The organism is Streptomyces sp. SP17BM10 (assembly GCF_036322405.1).
Classification (GTDB): Bacteria; Actinomycetota; Actinomycetes; order Streptomycetales; family Streptomycetaceae; genus Kitasatospora.
The window spans coordinates 1-18,506 of record NZ_JAQYXB010000602.1; the positions used below are offsets into that span (position 1 = coordinate 1).

Annotated in this window: 11 protein-coding genes and 1 pseudogene; 2 read left to right on the plus strand and 10 right to left on the minus strand. The window is 72.0% G+C overall.

All coding sequences use genetic code 11. From position 1 onward, the window contains the following. Window positions 1-310: 310 nt before the first annotated feature. The 10 genes and pseudogenes from PUR71_RS21830 to eccD form a co-directional block, all read right to left on the minus strand. On the minus strand, window positions 311-1,996 hold the full coding sequence (locus tag PUR71_RS21830) for a ribonuclease J (protein WP_329928760.1): 1,686 nt from the start codon (window positions 1,994-1,996) through the stop codon (window positions 311-313). 170 nt (window positions 1,997-2,166) lie between these two features. Then, window positions 2,167-3,066: a 4-hydroxy-tetrahydrodipicolinate synthase gene (gene dapA / locus PUR71_RS21835; protein WP_329928761.1), complete on the minus strand. Its 900-nt coding sequence runs from the start codon at window positions 3,064-3,066 to the stop codon at window positions 2,167-2,169. Window positions 3,067-3,305: 239 nt separating this feature from the next. Then, window positions 3,306-4,304 carry an FAD-dependent thymidylate synthase gene (gene thyX, locus PUR71_RS41330; RefSeq protein ID WP_443077523.1) on the minus strand — a complete coding sequence of 333 codons (999 nt, stop codon included), beginning with the start codon at window positions 4,302-4,304 and terminating at the stop codon, window positions 3,306-3,308. Window positions 4,305-4,664: 360 nt separating this feature from the next. Further along, window positions 4,665-4,946: pseudogene (locus tag PUR71_RS21850) on the minus strand (FAD-dependent thymidylate synthase); the annotation flags it as partial. Further along, window positions 4,943-5,413, minus strand: coding sequence for a tetratricopeptide repeat protein (locus PUR71_RS21855; protein WP_329928762.1), 471 nt, complete (start codon window positions 5,411-5,413; stop codon window positions 4,943-4,945). The pseudogene PUR71_RS21850 and the gene PUR71_RS21855, both read right to left, overlap by 4 nt. A 7-nt stretch (window positions 5,414-5,420) precedes the next feature. Continuing rightward, entirely contained in the window at window positions 5,421-6,167 is a 747-nt protein-coding gene (dapB, locus tag PUR71_RS21860; RefSeq protein WP_329928763.1) for a 4-hydroxy-tetrahydrodipicolinate reductase, read from the minus strand. A gap of 28 nt (window positions 6,168-6,195) precedes the next feature. Continuing rightward, complete coding sequence (locus tag PUR71_RS21865) at window positions 6,196-7,548, minus strand: M16 family metallopeptidase (protein ID WP_329928764.1); 1,353 nt, start codon at window positions 7,546-7,548, stop codon at window positions 6,196-6,198. A gap of 120 nt (window positions 7,549-7,668) precedes the next feature. Then, window positions 7,669-9,876: a polyribonucleotide nucleotidyltransferase gene (locus PUR71_RS21870; RefSeq protein ID WP_329928765.1), complete on the minus strand. Its 2,208-nt coding sequence runs from the start codon at window positions 9,874-9,876 to the stop codon at window positions 7,669-7,671. A 454-nt stretch (window positions 9,877-10,330) separates the two neighbouring features. Then, on the minus strand, window positions 10,331-10,621 hold the full coding sequence (gene rpsO, locus PUR71_RS21875) for a 30S ribosomal protein S15 (RefSeq protein WP_093860318.1): 291 nt from the start codon (window positions 10,619-10,621) through the stop codon (window positions 10,331-10,333). A gap of 184 nt (window positions 10,622-10,805) precedes the next feature. After that, a complete protein-coding gene (gene eccD, locus PUR71_RS21880) occupies window positions 10,806-12,245 on the minus strand; it encodes a type VII secretion integral membrane protein EccD (RefSeq protein WP_329928766.1) in 1,440 nt (479 codons plus the stop codon). A gap of 375 nt (window positions 12,246-12,620) precedes the next feature. Between eccD and eccCa the strand changes: the two genes are divergently transcribed. Beyond that, a complete protein-coding gene (gene eccCa / locus PUR71_RS21885) occupies window positions 12,621-16,565 on the plus strand; it encodes a type VII secretion protein EccCa (RefSeq protein ID WP_329928767.1) in 3,945 nt (1,314 codons plus the stop codon). Window positions 16,566-17,029: 464 nt separating this feature from the next. Then, window positions 17,030-18,436, plus strand: coding sequence for an APC family permease (locus tag PUR71_RS21890; RefSeq protein WP_329928768.1), 1,407 nt, complete (start codon window positions 17,030-17,032; stop codon window positions 18,434-18,436). Window positions 18,437-18,506: the final 70 nt, after the last annotated feature.

Genomic DNA, 18,506 nt, shown 5'->3' on the forward strand with positions numbered 1-18,506 from the left:
ACTTTTGGCACGCTGTTGAGTTCTCAAGGAACGGACGCTTCCTTCGAGCCGCCTTCCAGCGGGCCCTCCGGGCGCTTCGTTCTTTCGTGTTTCCAGCTTATCAGATGATTTCCGCTCCGTTTTCCGGAGTTTCATTCATCGAATCGGCTTTCGCCTTTCGGCGCTCCCGAACTCTACCAGAGTTTCTCGGGCCGTTTTCCTCGGGTCCTCTCGAATTGGAATTCGAGGGCTTCCTTCGGGGCCGTCCCGTGGGGCAACCCGGAGAACACTACGCACCGGGCTGCCCCACGTCAAACCAGCCTCAGGGGCGTCAGACCTCGACGACGACCGGCAGGATCATCGGCCGGCGGCGGTAGTTGTCCGCCACCCACTTGCCGATGGTGCGGCGGACGAGCTGCTGCACCTGACGGGGCTCCAGGACGCCGTCGCTCGCCGAGCGGTCCAGGCCCTCCTGGAGCTTGGCGACGACCGGCCCGAACGCGTTGTCCTCGATGCCGGAGCCGCGGGCCTGGATGGTCGGGCCGCCCACGATCTTGCCGTTGGTCGAGTCGACCGCGACGAAGACCGAGATGAAGCCCTCCTCGCCGAGGATCTTGCGGTCCTTCAGCGAGGCCTCGGTGATGTCGCCGACCGAGGCGCCGTCGACGTAGACGTACCCGGCCTGCACCTTGCCGACGATCCGGGCGACGCCGTTCTCCAGGTCGACGCAGACGCCGTCCTCCGCGATGACCACGCGGTTGCGCGGGACGCCGGTGGCGATGCCCAGGTCGGCGGCCGCCCGCAGGTGGCGCCACTCGCCGTGAACCGGCATCAGGTTGCGCGGCTTGCAGATGTTGAAGAAGTACAGCAGCTCGCCGGCCGAGGCGTGGCCGGAGACGTGCACCTTGGCGTTGCCCTTGTGCACGACCTTGGCGCCCCAGCGGGTCAGGCCGTTGATCACGCGGTAGACGGCGTTCTCGTTGCCCGGGATGAGCGACGAGGCCAGGACGACGGTGTCGCCCTCGACGATGCGGATCTGGTGGTCGCGGTTGGCCATCCGGGACAGCGCGGCCATCGGCTCGCCCTGCGAGCCGGTGCAGATCAGCACGACCTCCTTGTCCGGCAGGTCGTCGAGCTGCTTGACGTCGACCACCATGTTGCCGGGGACCTTGAGGTACCCGAGGTCGCGGGCGATGCCCATGTTGCGGACCATCGAGCGGCCCACGAAGGCGACCTTGCGCTTGTACTCGTGCGCGGCGTCCAGCACCTGCTGGATGCGGTGCACGTGGCTCGCGAAGGAGGCGACGATGATGCGCTTGTCGGCGTTCGCGAAGACGTTGCGCAGGGCGGCCGAGATGTCCCGCTCGTGCGGGATGAAGCCGGGGACCTCGGCGTTGGTGGAGTCCACCAGGAGCAGGTCCATGCCCTCCTCCGCCAGCTTGGCGAAGGTCGGCAGGTCGGTCAGGCGGCCGTCCAGCGGCAGCTGGTCCATCTTGAAGTCGCCGGTGGCGACGACCATGCCGGCCGGGGTGCGCACGGCCACCGCGAGGGCGTCCGGGATGGAGTGGTTGACCGCGATGAACTCGCAGTCGAAGGGGCCGATGCGCTCGCGCTCGCCCTCCTTGACCTCCAGCACGTACGGCCGGATGCGGTGCTCGGCGAGCTTGGCCTCGATCAGGGCGAGGGTGAGCTTCGAGCCGATCAGCGGGATGTCCGGGTTCTCCCGGAGCAGGAAGGGGACGGCGCCGATGTGGTCCTCGTGCCCGTGGGTGAGGACGATGCCGTCGACCTTGTCGAGCCGGTCCCGGATGTAGGTGAAGTCCGGGAGGATCAGGTCCACGCCGGGCTGCTCGTCCTCGGGGAAGAGGACGCCACAGTCGACGATCAGGATGCGGTCCCCGAATTCCAGGACCGTCATGTTGCGGCCGATCTCACCGAGGCCGCCGAGCGGAGTGATACGGAGGGCGCCCTCCTTCAGGGCGGGGGGCGCGCCGAGTTCGGGGTGCGGGTGACTCAAAAGACTCTCCTCACGACGCACGCCATATGCCCGGGGTCCTCCCCCGGAGACATATGGCGTGCGTACTCAGTGTCGTGTGTTCCTACTGGGTCTGTGCTCTCGCGCCTTCGGTCCGGTCCAGCGGCGGTCCCGAGAGGGTCCGGCGAGCCGGGGCGCGCACGTCTTGTCCGTTACAGGTGTACCCCGCCTGCGGCGAGATCCTCCTTCAATTGCGCGATCTCCTCGGGAGTCGCGCCGATCAGGGGCAGCCGCAGCGGGCCCGCGGGCAGGCCCTGGAGGGCCAGCGAGGCCTTGGCGAGGATGACGCCCTGGGTGCGGAACATACCGCTGAAGACCGGGAGCAGACCCTGGTGGATCGCCGTGGCCTTGGCCACATCGCCGGCCAGGTACGCGTCGATCATCGCACGCAGCTCGCCGGCCACGACGTGCCCGACGACACTCACCACGCCGGCGGCTCCGACCGACAGCAGCGGCAGGTTCAGGATGTCGTCGCCGGAGTACCAGGCGAGGTCCGAGCGGGCGATCGCCCAGGCGGCGGCGCCGAGGTCGCCCTTGGCGTCCTTGTTGGCGACGATCCGCGGGTGCTCGCCGAGACGCACCAGCGTCTCGTGGCCCAGGGCCACCCCGCTGCGGCCCGGGATGTCGTACAGCATGACCGGCAGCCCGGTGGCGTCGGCGATGTGCACGGTGTGCCGGTACAGGCCCTCCTGTGGGGGCTTGCTGTAGTACGGCGTGACGACCAGCAGGCCGTGCGCTCCGGCCGACTCGGCCTGGCGGGCCAGTTCGGCGCTGTGGTGGGTGTCGTTGGTGCCGACGCCGGCCACGACGTGGGCGCGGTCCCCCACCGCCTCCACCACGGCGCGGACGAGCTGGGCCTTCTCGGCGTCGCTGGTGGTCGGGGACTCACCGGTGGTGCCGTTGACGACGAGGCCGTCGTTGCCGGAGTCGACGAGGTGCGTGGCGAGGCGCTGGGCGCCGTCGAGGTCGAGTCCGCCGTCGGCGGTGAACGGGGTGACCATCGCGGTCAGGACCCGCCCGAACGGCGTCTGAGGGGTGGAGGTCGGAGCCATGCGTCCAAAACTACTCGTAGGCGGTGGGGCGGTAACCACACCGGTCCAGGGTTCGGACAGGTGTCCGGTGCCCGGGGCGGCCGGAACAGGCGGCGACACGGCGGTGACATGGGATTCCGGTGCTGCGTGCTCGGGGGTTCAGGCAGCACCGGAATCCGTGTTCACGAATGTAGGGAGCGGCTAGAAAAGCCGCAATCCAGACATGCCAGACACTCTGCCCATATGCTCATCGCCGCAGGTCAGGGGGCGACCCGGCCGTGCTTCTCGAAGGCCGCATGGGTGAGCGGCATGAGCTGCGCCCACTGCGCCTCCATCTGCTCGGCGACCATCTCGATCTCGCGCTGCGGGAAGGACGGCACCGCCGAGTTCTCCCGCTTGGTCCGCAGCGACAGGAAGTGCATCAGCGAACGGGAGTTGCAGGTCGCGTACATCGAGGAGAAGAGGCCGACCGGGAGCACCGCGCGGGCCACCTCGCGGGCCACGCCGGCCGCCAGCATCTCCTGGTAGCGGTCGTACGCCTCGCGGTAGGCCGCCTCCATCGACGCGGTGACGGTCTCGTGCTGCTCCGCGGTGCCCTCGACGAACTCGTACCGGCCGGGGCGGCCCTGCTGGACGAGCTTGCGCTCCTCGGCGGGGACGTAGAAGACCGGCTCCAGCTCGCGGTAGCGGCCGGACTCCTCGTTGTACGAGTTGTGGACGACGATGCCGTTGGCCAGGAAGTTGTGCCAGGGCCCCTCGACGGCCAGGTCGTAGGTCATCTCCTCGCCGTCCTCGACGACGGCCGTGACCAGGTCCGCCTTGGCCAGCGCGACCTTTCCGCCCCGCGTGGCCAGCGACTGCTCGGCCGCGCTCTTGGCCGCGTGACAGTCCTCGCACGCAGGTGCGAGGTTCTTCTCGTCGAGTGCCTTTCCGAGGTCGAGCGCGACCGGGACGACGTGGTCCAGTTCCAGCGCCTCTCGCGGGAAGGTGCGGGAGCACAGGTAGCAGACGTCCAGCTCGTCGATGAGCCGGTTGCGCTGCATCGACGTCCAGACCCCGATGCCCCGGCGCAGGCTCGGCGGCACCAACGCCTCCGAGGGCCGGGCGGCGGTACCGCCCGTCATCACCGAATCGCCGACGGCCAGTTCCCCGGCCTTGCGCCAACCGTCCGGGGTGAGGATCGCGTGGTCCTTGCTGCACCGAAGCTGTTTGCCGCTCGCGGTGGTCAGCTTGATGAGCCGCTTGACGCCGGACTCCATCACGTCGACGACCGGCGCCCGCCCTGCCAGCAGCGTCCGCTCGTCGAAGCACCGCACGTGGTTGCGCCGAACGGTGTCCGGCTTCCTCGCGCGCTTGCCCGGGTGCAGCGCGCGGAACTCCGCCACGGCCGTCTCCGCCGCCTCTCGGCCCGTGTGCAGCCCGAGGTGGTGCAGCTCGCCCTTGTGCTTGACCTGGGCCCGCCACTTCCCGGACTTCTTGTGCCAGGTCACACCACCCTTGGCGGCCGGCAGCCGGCCCTCGACGCCGACGTGCCAGAGCCCGTACAGCTCCGCGATGGTCCGGCGCTCGAGCGCACCGTCCTCGCCCTGCAGGGTGATCTCGGTGTCGCCCGCGAGACACCAGCCGCTGCGGTGGCGGTGGAACTCGCGGAAGACGAAGATCGGCGCACTGATGAAGAAGGTCATCGAATTGTGCTCGAACGGCGTGCCGTGCCGGTCGCGCATCAGGAAGTTGATCAGGCCCTTCGACTTCTCCGGGTCCTCCTGGAGCGCCTCCAGGGACTGCTCCCCCGCGGTCGAGACGCGGGCCGCCCAGATGACGTCCGAGTCGGCGGCGGCGCTGCGGACCAGTTCCACCGTGACGTCACTGCGGAACCTGGGGGCCGTCGTTTCCTCGCTCACGCGGTGCTCCTCGCGGGTTCGGTGCGGTCGCGCCGGTCGTGCAGCCGGATGGCGTGCTGCATGGTCTTGCGGGCGCGCGGGGTGTCCCCGGCGTCGGCGTACGCCACGGCCAGCCGGAACCAGACCCGCCAGTCGTCCGGCGCGGCCTCGGCCTCGGCCTGGCGGCGGGCGAACACCGCGTCGGCCGAGGCACGGTCGATCCGGCCGCCCTTGGTGCGCTTCAGCTCGTCCACCGGCAGGCCGCCCTCGGCCTCCAGCTCGCGGGCGAGCCGCTCGCTGTCCCGGCCGAAGCGGACGGTCTGGCGCAGGAACCAGACGCCGATCACCGGGATGACGAAGGCGCACAACCCGATGCCGATGCCGAGCGGTTTGCCGGTGGCGACCAGCTGGACGCCCTCGCCGATGCAGATCAGCGCGACCAGCAGCAGCACGCCGGCGAGGGCGAAGAACCCGGTACGAGAGGTCATGACGGGCTCACAGGTCCAGGAAGTGCTCGAGGCCGAAGGTCAGCCCCGGCGTCTCGACGACCTTGCGGGCGCCCAGCAGGATGCCCGGCATGAAGCTGCTGTGGTGCAGCGAGTCGTGCCGGATGGTGAGCGTCTCGCCGGTGTCGCCGAACATCACCTGCTGGTGGGCGAGCAGGCCGCGCAGCCGGACGGCGTGCACCGGCACGCCGTCGACGTCGGCCCCGCGCGCGCCGGGCAGGCTGTGGGTGGTCGGGTCCTGCTGCGGCGGGCGGCCCGCCTCGGCGCGGGCGGCGGCGATCAGCTGGGCGGTGCGGGTCGCGGTGCCGCTGGGCGCGTCGGCCTTGCGGTCGTGGTGCAGCTCGAGGACCTCGACGGACTCGAAGTAGCGGGCCGCCGTCTGGGCGAACTTCATGCCGAGGATGGCGCCGATGGAGAAGTTCGGCGCGATCAGCAGGCCGAGCTCCGGGGCCTCGGCCAGCCAGCCGCGGACGGTGGCGAGGCGCTCCTCCGTCCAGCCGGTGGTGCCGGTGACCACGTGGATGCCGTGGTGCAGGCAGTGGTCGAGGTTGCCCATCACCGAGTCGGGGTGGGTCAGTTCGACCGCCACCTGGGCCCCCGCCTCGGTCAGCTCCGCCAGGTCGGAGCCGCGGCCGAGCGCGGCCACCAGCTCCAGGTCCGGCGCGGCCTCGACGGCCTTGACGGCCTCGGAGCCGATCCGGCCCTTGGCGCCGATCACGGCGACACGCAGCGTCATTGCGAAGTTCCTCTCACACCAGCCGGTCTCAGACCAGCAGATCGGCGAGCTTGGCGGCCCGCTTGTCGTTGACCGGGCCGATCAGCGCCAGCGACGGCCGGTACGCGCCCAGCACATCACGGGCGACGGCCTGGACGTCCTCCAGGGTCACCGCCGCGATCCGCGCCAGCATGTCGTCCACCGACAGGTGGTGCCCGTAGCTGAGCTCGGCCTTGCCGATCCGGTTCATCAGCGAGCCGGTGTCCTCCATGCCGAGCACGGTGGAGCCGGAGATCTGGCCGATCGCGCGCTGCAGCTCCTCCTCGGTGATGCCCTCGGCGACCACCTTGGCCAGCTCGGCGCGGCAGATCCGCAGCACCTCCTCGACCCGCTTGGGCTGGCAGCCGGCGTAGATGCCGAACAGACCGCTGTCCGCGTAGGACGAGGAGTAGGAGTACACCGAGTACGCGAGCCCGCGCTTCTCCCGGACCTCCTGGAACAGCCGGGAGCTCATCCCGCCGCCCAGGGCCGCGTTGAGCACGCCCATCGCCCAGCGGCGCTCGTCGTGCCGCGGCACCCCCGGCACGCCCAGCACCAGGTGGGCCTGCTCGGTCGAGCGGTTGAGCACCTCGACCCGCCCCGCCGTGCGCAGCGCCTTGACGCCGCGCCGGGCCTCGGCGGGAGCGGCGGCGGAGGCCGCGAGCACCGGCGCGAAGGCCTCCTCGACCTGCTTGACCACCTTGCGGTGGTCGAGGTTTCCGGCCGCGGCGACGACGAGGTTCTCGGGCCGGTAGCGGCGGCGGTAGAAGCCGGCGATCTGGTCCCGGGTGAGGGTGCGGATCGTCTCCTGGGTGCCGAGGATCGGGCGGCCGAGCGGGCCGCTGCCGAAGATCACCTTGGCGAACAGGTCGTGGACGACGTCGCCCGGGTCGTCCTCGGCCATCGCCATCTCCTCGAGGATGACGCCGCGCTCGGCCTCGACGTCCTCGGTGCGGATGAGCGAGCCGGTGAGCATGTCGCACACCACGTCGATGGCGAGCGGCAGGTCGGTGTCGAGGACCCGGGCGTAGTAGCAGGTGTTCTCCTTCGCGGTGAAGGCGTTCATCTCGCCGCCGACCGCGTCCAGGGCGGCCGAGATGTCCAGCGCGCTGCGCCGCTCGGTGCCCTTGAAGAGCAGGTGCTCCAGGTAGTGGGTGGCACCGTTGAGCTGCGGGGTCTCGTCCCGCGAGCCGACGCCGACCCAGATGCCGAAGGTGGCGGAGCGCACCGTCGGCAGGGTCTCGGTGACGACCCGCAGGCCGCCGGGGAGCACGGTGCGGCGCACGGTGCCGGCGCCGTCGGCGCCCTTGAGCAGGGTCCGGGTGGTGCCGGGGCGCTGCTTCGCGGCCGGGGCCTGGGCCACGGGGGGTACCTCCAGAGGAAACGCGCGGCCGGAGGACGCGCGTACGAAAGCGGGGGGACAACAGGGTGCGGCCCGCACGCCGGGAGGCGTACGGGCCGCAAGGGGTCAGCTAGCGGCGCTTCACTCGGAAGCGGCCTCGCCGGCCTCCTCGCCCTCGACGACCGGGATGAGGGAGAGCTTGCCGCGCGGGTCGATCTCGGCGATCTCGACCTGCACCTTGGCGCCGACGCCGAGCACGTCCTCGACGTTCTCCACGCGCTTGCCACCGGCGAGCTTGCGGATCTGCGAGATGTGCAGCAGGCCGTCCTTGCCCGGCATGAGCGACACGAACGCGCCGAACGTCGTGGTCTTGACCACGGTGCCCAGGTAGCGCTCGCCGACCTCCGGCATGGTCGGGTTGGCGATCTGGTTGATCGTGGTGCGGGCGGCCTCGGCGGCCGGGCCGTCGGCGGCACCGATGTAGATGGTGCCGTCGTCCTCGATCGTGATCTCGGCGCCGGTGTCCTCCTGGATCTGGTTGATCATCTTGCCCTTGGGGCCGATGACCTCGCCGATCTTGTCCACCGGGATCTTGATGGTGATGATGCGCGGCGCGTTCGGGGACATCTCGTCCGGGGAGTCGATGGCCTCGTTCATCACGTCGAGGATGTGCAGGCGGGCGTCGCGGGCCTGCTTCAGGGCGGCGGCCAGGACCGACGCCGGGATGCCGTTCAGCTTGGTGTCGAGCTGGAGGGCGGTGATGAAGTTGCGGGTACCGGCGACCTTGAAGTCCATGTCGCCGTACGCGTCCTCGGCACCGAGGATGTCGGTCAGCGCGACGTAGTGGGTCTCACCGTCGATCTCCTGGGAGATGAGGCCCATGGCGATGCCGGCGACGGCGGCCTTCAGCGGCACGCCGGCGTTCAGCAGCGACATGGTCGAGGCGCAGACCGAGCCCATCGAGGTGGAGCCGTTGGAGCCGAGCGCCTCGGAGACCTGGCGGATGGCGTACGGGAACTCCTCGCGGGTGGGGAGCACCGGCAGGATGGCGCGCTCGGCCAGGGCGCCGTGGCCGATCTCGCGGCGCTTGGGCGAGCCCACGCGGCCGGTCTCGCCGACCGAGTACGGCGGGAAGTTGTAGTTGTGCATGTAGCGGCGACGCGTCTCCGGGGAGAGCGTGTCGAGCTGCTGCTCCATGCGGAGCATGTTCAGCGTGGTGACGCCCAGGATCTGGGTCTCGCCGCGCTCGAACAGGGCGGAGCCGTGGACGCGCGGGATGGCCTCGACCTCGGCGGCCAGGGTGCGGATGTCGGTGACGCCGCGGCCGTCGATGCGGACCTTGTCCTTGATGACGCGCTCGCGGACGATCTTCTTGGTCAGCGCGTTGTAGGCGGCGCTGATCTCCTTCTCGCGGCCCTCGAACTCGGGGAGCAGCTTCTCGGCGGCGAGCGCCTTGACGCGGTCGAGCTCGTTGTTGCGCTCCTGCTTGCCCGCGATGGTGAGGGCCTGGGCCAGCTCGTCCTTGACGGCGGCGGTCAGCGCGGCGAGGACGTCGTCCTGGTAGTCCAGGAAGACCGGGAACTCGCCGGTGGGCTTGGCGGCCTGGGCGGCCAGCTGGGCCTGGGCGGCGCACAGGACCTTGATGAACGGCTTGGCGGCGTCCAGACCGGAGGCGACGACCTCCTCGGTCGGCGCCTCGGCGCCGCCCTCGACCAGCTTGATGGTCTTGTCGGTGGCCTCGGCCTCGACCATCATGATCGCGACGTCGCCGTCCGGCAGGACGCGACCGGCGACGACCATGTCGAAGACGGCCGACTCCAGCTCGCTGTGGGTCGGGAAGGCCACCCACTGGCCGTTGATCAGGGCGACGCGCACGCCGCCGATCGGGCCGGAGAACGGCAGGCCCGCCAGCTGGGTGGAGGCGGAGGCGGCGTTGATCGCGACCACGTCGTACAGGTGGTCGGGGTTGAGCGCCATCACGGTGACGACGACCTGGACCTCGTTGCGCAGGCCCTTGACGAAGGACGGGCGCAGCGGGCGGTCGATCAGGCGGCAGGTGAGGATCGCGTCCTCGGAGGGCCGGCCCTCGCGACGGAAGAACGAGCCGGGGATGCGGCCCGCGGCGTACATCCGCTCCTCGACGTCCACGGTCAGCGGGAAGAAGTCGAAGTGCTCCTTCGGCTGCTTGGAGGCGCTGGTGGCCGACAGCACCATGGTGTCGTCGTCCAGGTAGGCCACGGCGGAGCCGCCGGCCTGACGGGCCAGGCGGCCCGTCTCGAAGCGGATGGTACGGGTGCCGAAGGAGCCGTTGTCGATGACGGCCTCGGCGTAGAACACGTTCTCTTCCACCTGGAAGATCTCCTCTTTCGTACGTCTCCGGGAGAGCGCCCCCGCGTCCTGCCTGCCGGTGGGCCCTGTGCCCTCCTGTCAGGAGGGGCGGCAGTCGGGCCGGTCTTCGATCGAAGCCTCCGGCGGGTCCCGCTCGACTGCGGGGCTTCCGGGGGCCACTACCGAGGACCGGCGCCTCACGGCTGCCGGGCCGGGTGGGCGGTCCGCGTCTGGACGCTCTCTCGGATGCGGGCGGCTTCCGTTTGAAGCCTTCGGCCCGCGGGGGTTGGGGTCCTTCTGCCTGGGTGGCGCCGTCGTGCGCCATCTCCCGGCATGCCCACAACCCTACGGTGCAATCCTCGGCCACCTGGGGAGGTGCGCGCGAGTTGTTATGTCCGGGCGCCGCGGCGAAACGGCCGCGGCATACGCGCGAGGGGCGGCTCCCCGGTGTGGGGAGCCGCCCCGAGCGGCGGTCTTAGCGGGCGCCACCGGCGGCACCGCGGCGGATGCCCAGGCGGTCGACGAGCGTACGGAAGCGCTCGATGTCCTTCTTGGCCAGGTACTGCAGCAGGCGGCGGCGCTGGCCGACCAGGATCAGCAGGCCACGGCGCGAGTGGTGGTCGTGCTTGTGGGCCTTGAGGTGCTCGGTCAGGTCCGAGATGCGGCGGGAGAGCATGGCCACCTGAACCTCGGGGGAGCCGGTGTCGCCCTCCTTCTGGCCGAACTCGGCGATGATCTGCTTCTTGATGTCAGAGGCGAGAGCCACTGCAACTCCTTACACGAGGTGAACCGAGCGGTCCTGGTCTACGGCACAGGACTCATCGAGAACTCGGTGTCGTAACGCGGGCGCCGGCCGCTTCCTCCGCACCCTGGGGGCGGACACACGGCTGCGCTCGAAGGCCAAGCGTACCAGCGCGGCTCACCCGGGCAGTCGGCGGGGCCGGGGCGGCTCAGCCGGTGGCCCCGCGCACCAGGCGGTAGACGTCGAGGACGGCGAGGGCGAGCGGGACGAGGGAGAGCAGGGCGAGGCCGTCGACGAGGTCGAGGACGCGCCCCCAGAAGGGGGAGACGCCGAGGCGGGGCACGACGAGCGCGACCGCGGTGAGCGCGGCGGCGCCGAGGGCGACGGCGGCGGTCAGCCAGAGGGTGCGCAGGTCCGCGTCGGCGGGGGCGGCGTCCTGGGCGAACTGCCGGGCGTGCAGCGACAGGCCCGCGATCAGCAGGGCGAGGCCGAGCAGTCCGGCCGAGGTGAGCGCGAGGACCTGCGCGGTGTAGCGGAACAGCCGGGCGCGGAGCATGACGGCGAGGCCGAGCGCGAGCGCGAGCAGTTCGGGGAAGACCGCGTCGGTGAAGCCGAGCAGCGCGCAGGCGCCGGCGACGACCGCGGCGCAGCCGCCGACCAGGCCGACGAGGACCTCGTGGCCGCGGCGGGCCTGCCGGGCGATGCGTTCGTACGGGACGGTCTCGGCGCGGTGCTCGCCGTCGGCCTCGCCGCGGGTCTGGCCGGGGGCGGCGTAGCCGACGGGCAGCCGGGCGCCGCGGGCGGCGAGTCCGGGCAGGAAGCCGATCGCGGCGACGGCGGCCACGCCGGTGACGGCGGCGATGCGGTACGCCGGGGTGCCGGGCAGCAGGACGGCGGCGAAGGCGGCGAGGGCGCCGGCGGCGGCGGCGAGGGCGGCGGCGACGAACACCGCGTCGCGTTCGGGGAGCAGGCCGGCCAGCAGGACGGCGGTGACGAGGACGGCGACGCAGCCGGCCAGGAACTGCAGCCGGCCGGGACCCTCCCCGGGCCGGGCGGCGGCGAGGAGGCCGGTGCCGGCGATCAGGGCGTGCGGCAGCGCCCCGAGGCCGAGCGCGACCGCCGCCGGGGCGTCCCCGTAGACCCGGGCGCGGACGCCGGCCAGGGCGGTGAGGACGACGGCCGTGACGCCGGCGAGGACGCCGGGCAGGCCGTGCGCGTCGTGGTGCGGGCCGGCGGACCACAGGGCGAGGCCGAGCAGCGCGAGCAGGACCGTGGCACCGGTGAGGCCGAAGGCCCGGGTGAGTTCCGGGCTCCAGAAGCGGTGGTCGGCCGACACGGCGCCCGCGATGGCGTCGGCGACGTCGTCGTAGACGGCGGGCGGGAGGGACTCGGCGAACGGGCGCAGCGCGAGCAGGTCGCCGTCGCGGACCTGCTGGGCGGCCAGCGACAGGCCGCCGTCGAGGACGGTGCCGTCCCGGCGGACCAGGTGGAAGCCGGTGGGGACGCCGTCGGGCTGGGTGGCGCGGGCCAGGCGCAGGACGTCGGGGTAGAGGTCGGCGAGGGGGAGGTCCTCGGGCAGGGCGACGTCGATCCGGCGGTCCGGGGTGACGACGGTGACCCGGGCGAAGCCCGTCGCGACGCCACTCATGCGCCCACCTCGCTTCGCTCGGCAGGGGCATTCGCCCACACGCACCTTCCGATGACGAGCTCGCACCGCTCACTCATGCGCCCACCTCGCTTCGCCCGGCAGGGGCATTCGCCCACACGCACCTTCCGATGACGAGCTCGCACCGCTCACTCATGCGCCCACCTCGGTCGTTGCACGCACCGGCCGTTCCCCCTGTCCCCAGCGCCGGGGCGAACCCACCCGGCGTACCCGCGAGTTGACGCGGCGCTACCCTACCCGTACGGAGAGTGCGGGTGCGACCAGTACCATCGGGCGCCCTGACGCCGTGTTCGGCGGGGGTCGCAGGAGCCGGGCGGCCGCGGCGGCGTACCGGCGCCTAGGGGTGGTGGGGGGCACATGGGTGTGATCATGGTGAGGCGCGCGGCCAGGGCCTATCCGCCGCCGGTGCCGGACGAGCCGGTGGAGTTGGCCGCCCCGCCCGAACTGCCGCGCCAGGGCGGCGAGGACTGGCTGCCCGGCGTCCTGCCGATGCTGGGCATGGGCGGCTCGGCGGTGTTCTTCTTCGCGCCGGGCTCCCAGGGGCCGATGCGGATCATGGGCGGGCTGATGATCGCCTCGACGCTCGGCATGGTGCTCGCGCAGATCGTCCGGGCCCGCCGGGGCGGTTCCACCGCGACCTCGGACGCGCGGCGCGACTACCTCAAGTACCTCCAGCAGACGCGGCGCGCGGTGCGCCGCACCGCTGAGCGCCAGCGCGGCGCGCTGCTGTTCCTCAACCCGGCGCCGGACCAGCTGTGGTCGGTGGTCGCGGACGGGCGCCGGCTGTGGGAACGCCGTTCGGGGGACGCGGACTTCGCGCAGATCCGGATCGGCCTCGGGCCGGTGCAGCTGTCCACTCCCCTGGTGGCGCCGCGAACCGCGCCGGCGGACGAGCTGGAGCCGCTGTCGGCGGCGGCCATGAAGTCCTTCCTGAGCGCGCACGGCACGCTCCAGGACCTCCCGCTCGCGGTGTCGCTCCGCGCCTTCTACCACGTCACGGTGTGCGGCGACCCGGACTCGGTGTACGGCAGCGTGCGGGCGATGATCGCCCAGCTGACCACCCTGCACTCGCCGGACGACCTGCTGGTGGCGGTCGCCGCGGCGCCGGGCGCGGCCGGGGAGTGGGAGTGGACGAAGTGGCTCCCGCACAACCAGCACCGCAAGGAGACCGACGGCGCCGGGTCGCGCCGGCTGACCGCCACCGGGCTCGGGGAGCTGGAGGTGCTCCTCCAGGACGAACTCGCCGGTCGCCAGCGGTTCGTCCGGGACGCCGCCGCCCCGCCGGACCAGCCGCACGTCGTCGTCGTGACGGACGGCGCCGGGGTGCCGCACGACTCGCTGCTCGCGAGCCCGGAGGGCGTGCAGGGGGTGACCGTCATCGAGGTCGTCCCGGGCGAGCTCGACGAGCCGAGCGGGCACCTGATGGTGACCGTGCGCCCCGCCGCGATCGAGTTGCGCTCGGCCTCCGGGGCCACCTACACCGGCACGCCCGACCTGCTCTCGGCGAGGCAGTCCGAGGCGCTGGCGCGGCAGTTGGCGCCCTACCGGATGTCGGCCGGCGGCGACGAGGAGCCGCTGCTGTCCGACCTCGACTTCACCGACCTGATGAACTCCGGCGACCCGGGCTCCTTCGACGTCGCCCGCGGCTGGCGCCCGCGCGCCCGGCACGAGCGGCTGCGGGTGCCGATCGGCGTCAGCGCGGGCGGTGAGTACGTGTTCCTGGACATCAAGGAGGCCGCGCTGGAGGGCATGGGCCCGCACGGCCTGTGCGTCGGCGCGACCGGTTCCGGCAAGTCGGAGCTGCTGCGCACGCTGGTGCTGGCGCTCGCGATGACGCACTCCTCGGAGGAACTGAACTTCGTCCTCGCCGACTTCAAGGGCGGCGCGACGTTCGCCGGCATGGCCGACCTGCCGCACACGTCGGCCGTCATCACCAACCTGGAGGGCGAGCTCACCCTGGTCGACCGCATGCGCGACGCGATCGAGGGCGAGCTGCACCGCCGCCAGGAGCTGCTGCACCGGGCCGGCAACTACGTCAACATCCACGAGTACGAGCGGGCGCGGGCGGCCGGCGCGGCCCTGGACCCGCTGCCCTCGCTGGTGCTGATCATCGACGAGTTCTCCGAACTGCTCACCGCCAAGCCCGACTTCATCGAGATGTTCATCCAGATCGGTCGGATCGGCCGCTCGCTGGGGGTGCACCTGCTGCTGGCCTCCCAGCGGCTGGAGGAGGGCAAGCTGCGCGGCCTGGACACCTACCTCTCCTACCGAATCGGCCTGCGCACCTTCTCCGCGGCCGAGTCGCGGGCGGCGATCGGCGCGCCGGACGCCTACCACCTGCCGCCGGTGCCGGGCGTCGGCTACCTCAAGTTCGGCGAGGACGCGATGGAACGGTTCAAGGCCGCGTACGTCTCGGGCCCCTACCGGGCGCCGGGGCGCCAGCACGTGTCCGGTGAGCAGCGGGCCGGCACGCGGCCGGTGCTGTTCACCGCGGCCGAGGTGGAGCTGCCGGAGCCCCCCGCGCGGGAGGAGGCGCGGGCGCCGGAGCAGGACGACGCCCTGGCCGACACCGTGCTCGACGTCTTCGTGCGGCGGATGGCCGGCCAGGGCCCGGCCGCGCACCAGGTGTGGCTGCCGCCGCTGGGCGCGGCGCCGGGCCTGGACCGGCTGCTGCCGCCGCTGAAGGCCGAGCCGGAGCGCGGGCTGGGCGCGCCCGGGTACCCGGCGGGCCGGCTGCGGGTGCCGATCGGCGTGGTCGACCGGCCGCGCGAGCAGCGCACGGACGTCCTGGAGCTCGACTTCTCCGGCGCGGCCGGGCACGGCCTGGTCGTCGGCGGCCCGCTCTCGGGCAAGTCGACGGTCGTGCGCACCGCGGTGGCCGCGTTCGCCCTCACCCACACCCCGCTGGAGGTGCAGTTCTACCTGCTGGACCTCGGCGCGGGCGGCTTCCGCGCCCTGGCCGGCCTGCCGCACGTCGGCGGGGTCGCCGGGCGCCTCGACGTCGACGCGGTGCGCCGGACGGTCGCCGAGGTGCACGGCGTGCTCAACCGGCGCGAGGAACTGTTCCGGACCGCCGGGATCGACACCATCGCGGCCTACCGGGCCCGCCGGGCGGCCGGGCGGCTGCCGGGCGAGGCCTTCGGCGACGTGTTCCTGGTGATCGACGGCTGGAACACCTTCAAGCAGGAGTTCGAGGCGCTGGAACCGGTGATCGCCGACCTCGCCCAGCGCGGCCTCGGCTTCGGCGTGCACCTCGTCATCACCGCGGCCCGCTACGCGGAGGTGCGCCCCGCGCTCAAGGACCTGCTGCAGAACCGCACCGAGCTCAAGCTCGGCGACGCGATGGAGTCGGAGGTGGACCGCCGGACGGCGCAGAACGTCCCCTCGCTCGCCGGGCGCGGCATCACCCCGGAGCGGCTGCACTTCCTGGCCGGCCTGCCCCGGATCGACGGCTCGTCCGCGGTGGACGACCTCCAGGACGGCGTGGCCGGACTCGTCGCCGCCGTCGCCGGTGCCTGGAGCGGCCCGCGCGCGCCGCGGGTGCGGATGCTGCCGGCCGTCCTCGACGGGTACGGGCTGCCGAAGGGCTTCGAGCACCCCGAGTGCGGGGTGGCCTTCGGCGTGGACGAGGCCGAACTGGCGCCGGTGTTCGTGAACTTCGAGACGGATCCGCTGTTCATCGTGTTCGGCGACACCCAGTCCGGGAAGTCCGCGCTGCTGCGGATGCTGGTCAAGCAGATCACCGAGCGGTACACCGCCGACCGGGCGGGCATCGTCGTCGCCGACTACCGGCGCGCGCTGCTGGGGGCCGTCCCCCGCGAGTACCAGGTGGAGTACGCGGCGACGCAGCCCGCGCTGACGAAGGTCGTCGAGATGCTGCGCGGCGCCTGCTCGCGCCGCCTGCCCGGGCCGGACGTCACCGCCGAACAGCTGCGCGACCGCAGCTGGTACAGCGGCAAGGACATGTTCGTGATCGTCGACGACTACGACCTCGTCGCGACGGGCTCGGGCAACCCGCTGGCGCCGCTGGCCGAGTTCCTGCCGTTCGCCCGGGACATCGGTCTGCGGGTGATCGTGGCGCGCAGCGCCGGCGGCGCCGGGCGGTCGCTGTACGAGCCGGTGCTGCAGCGGATGCGCGAGCTCGGCGGGCAGGGCGTGGTCCTCTCCGGCAACCGGGACGAGGGGGCGCTGCTGGGGACGGTCAAGCCGCAGGCGCTGCCGCCGGGCCGCGGACTGTACGTGTCGCGGCGGGCGACCGGCGGACAGCTGGTCCAGACGGGATGGTTGCCCGCCGAGCAGTGACGGACGGTGACCAAAGGGGTGGGGCCCGCGCGGGTCCGGCCCCTCGCCGCAGCCCCGTCGTCCCAGGTGTTGAAACGTTACCTAGATCTTTCCGGTGCGGGGCTGCGGTTCCCGCACCCCGCCCGGAGCCTGCGGGGCCGCTTCGGGGCGCCTGGACGTACCGGCATCGAATCGGAGCAAGGCCTTCGAAAGGATGCTTTCAACTCTCCGTTCACCTTGGATTCAAGCGCGATGTGGCAGAGGTAACAACTCGGACAATCCTCGCAATGACCGTACGTGATCATCGGATCGCATGTTTATACCGTTCCCCGCAACGGATTCCGTAGCGGTTCCGGCGTTGACGCAGTCATTACGCCCAAGGTTCCATTGCGGCCCGGGAGCGACCTGACCAGGACCCGAGCAGCCAGCCAGCGGAGGCGATACCGCTCCCACTCCAGGACCGCACAGAGCCGATCGGAAGCCTCATGACCGACACGCTTCGCCCGCCACTCGACGTAGCCCCCACTGCGCACGAGACGATCGCCCCCCAGCAGCTCAAGCGCTCGATCGGCGTCGTGGGCGGAACGCTCCTCACGCTCTCCTGCGTGACCCCGGCGTCCACGCTCTTCGTGATCGTGCCGGAGCTGTTCTCCAGCATCGGCAGCGCCACCGCCCTCACCATCGCGATCGGCTCGGTGCTCTGCGTCGCGGTCGCGTTCTGCTACTCCGAGCTCGGCACGCTGATCCCCAGCGCCGGCGGCGAGTACGCGATGGTCGGCACGCTGGCCGGGCGGCTGGCCGGCTGGCTGGTCTTCATCCAGTCGCTGATCGTGGTGATGATCGTCCCCTCGGTCATCGCGCTCGGCACCGCCGACTACCTGGCGCCCGTCCTGCACGTCGACAAGCCCATCGCGGGCGCCGCGGTGATGCTGGCCGCCACCCTGGCCGGCCTGCTGGACCTGCGCGCCAACGCCTGGATCACCGGCGTCTTCCTGGTGCTGGAGGTCGTCGCGGCCGGCGTCGTGTCGGTGCTCGGCTTCGCCCACACCAACCCGAACCACCCGAGCCTGCTGCACGGCGTGGTCGCCGGGGACAACGGCGCCACCACCACCGTCGGCATCGGCGCCATCATCGGCGCGCTCGGCATCGCCCTGTTCGTCACCCAGGGCTTCTCCACCGCCGTCTACCTCTCCGAGGAGCTGGAGAACCCCCGCCGCACCGTCTCGCGCACCGTGCTCTGGACGCTCGGCCTCTCCAGCGCCGTCATCCTGATCCCGGTCGCCGCCATCACCATGGGCGCCCCGGACCTGCAGACCCTGGCCGCCGGTGACATCTCCGGCATGGTCACCGCCTGGAGCAACTCGGCGGTCGGCACCTTCATCAGCCTCTGCATCGCGCTGGCCATCATCAACGCCGGCATCGTCATGGTCATCCAGAACTCCCGGGTGCTGTTCGCCTCCGCCCGCGACAAGGCCTGGCCCGGCCCGGTCAACAAGGCCTTCGGCACCCTGGGCCGGTTCGGCTCCCCGTGGATCGCCACCCTGGCCGTCGGCCTGCCGGGCGCCGCGCTCTGCTTCGTCAAGGGCGAGCTGCTCAGCAACATCACCGGCGTCGCCGTCACCGCGATGTACCTGCTGGTCGCGGTCGCCGCGCTGCTCTCCCGCCGCGGCCACCACAAGCACGCCGCCGCCTGGCGGATGCCGCTGTGGCCGGCCGTCCCGGTGGTCCTGATCGCCGTCCTGGTCTACGTCATGACCCAGCTGGACACCGAGCCCCTGCTCTGGACCGGCGGCATCACCGCCGCCGCGACCCTCTACTGGCTGTTCTACCTGCGCCCCCGGCAGGACTCCCGCTGGGTGATCAGCCTCCCCGAGGACCAGCAGCAGGCCTGACCCCCACCCCCTCCCCCACCGCGTGGTGCCCCGGGCTTCCCCCTCGCCCGGGGCACCGCCGTGTCGTCAG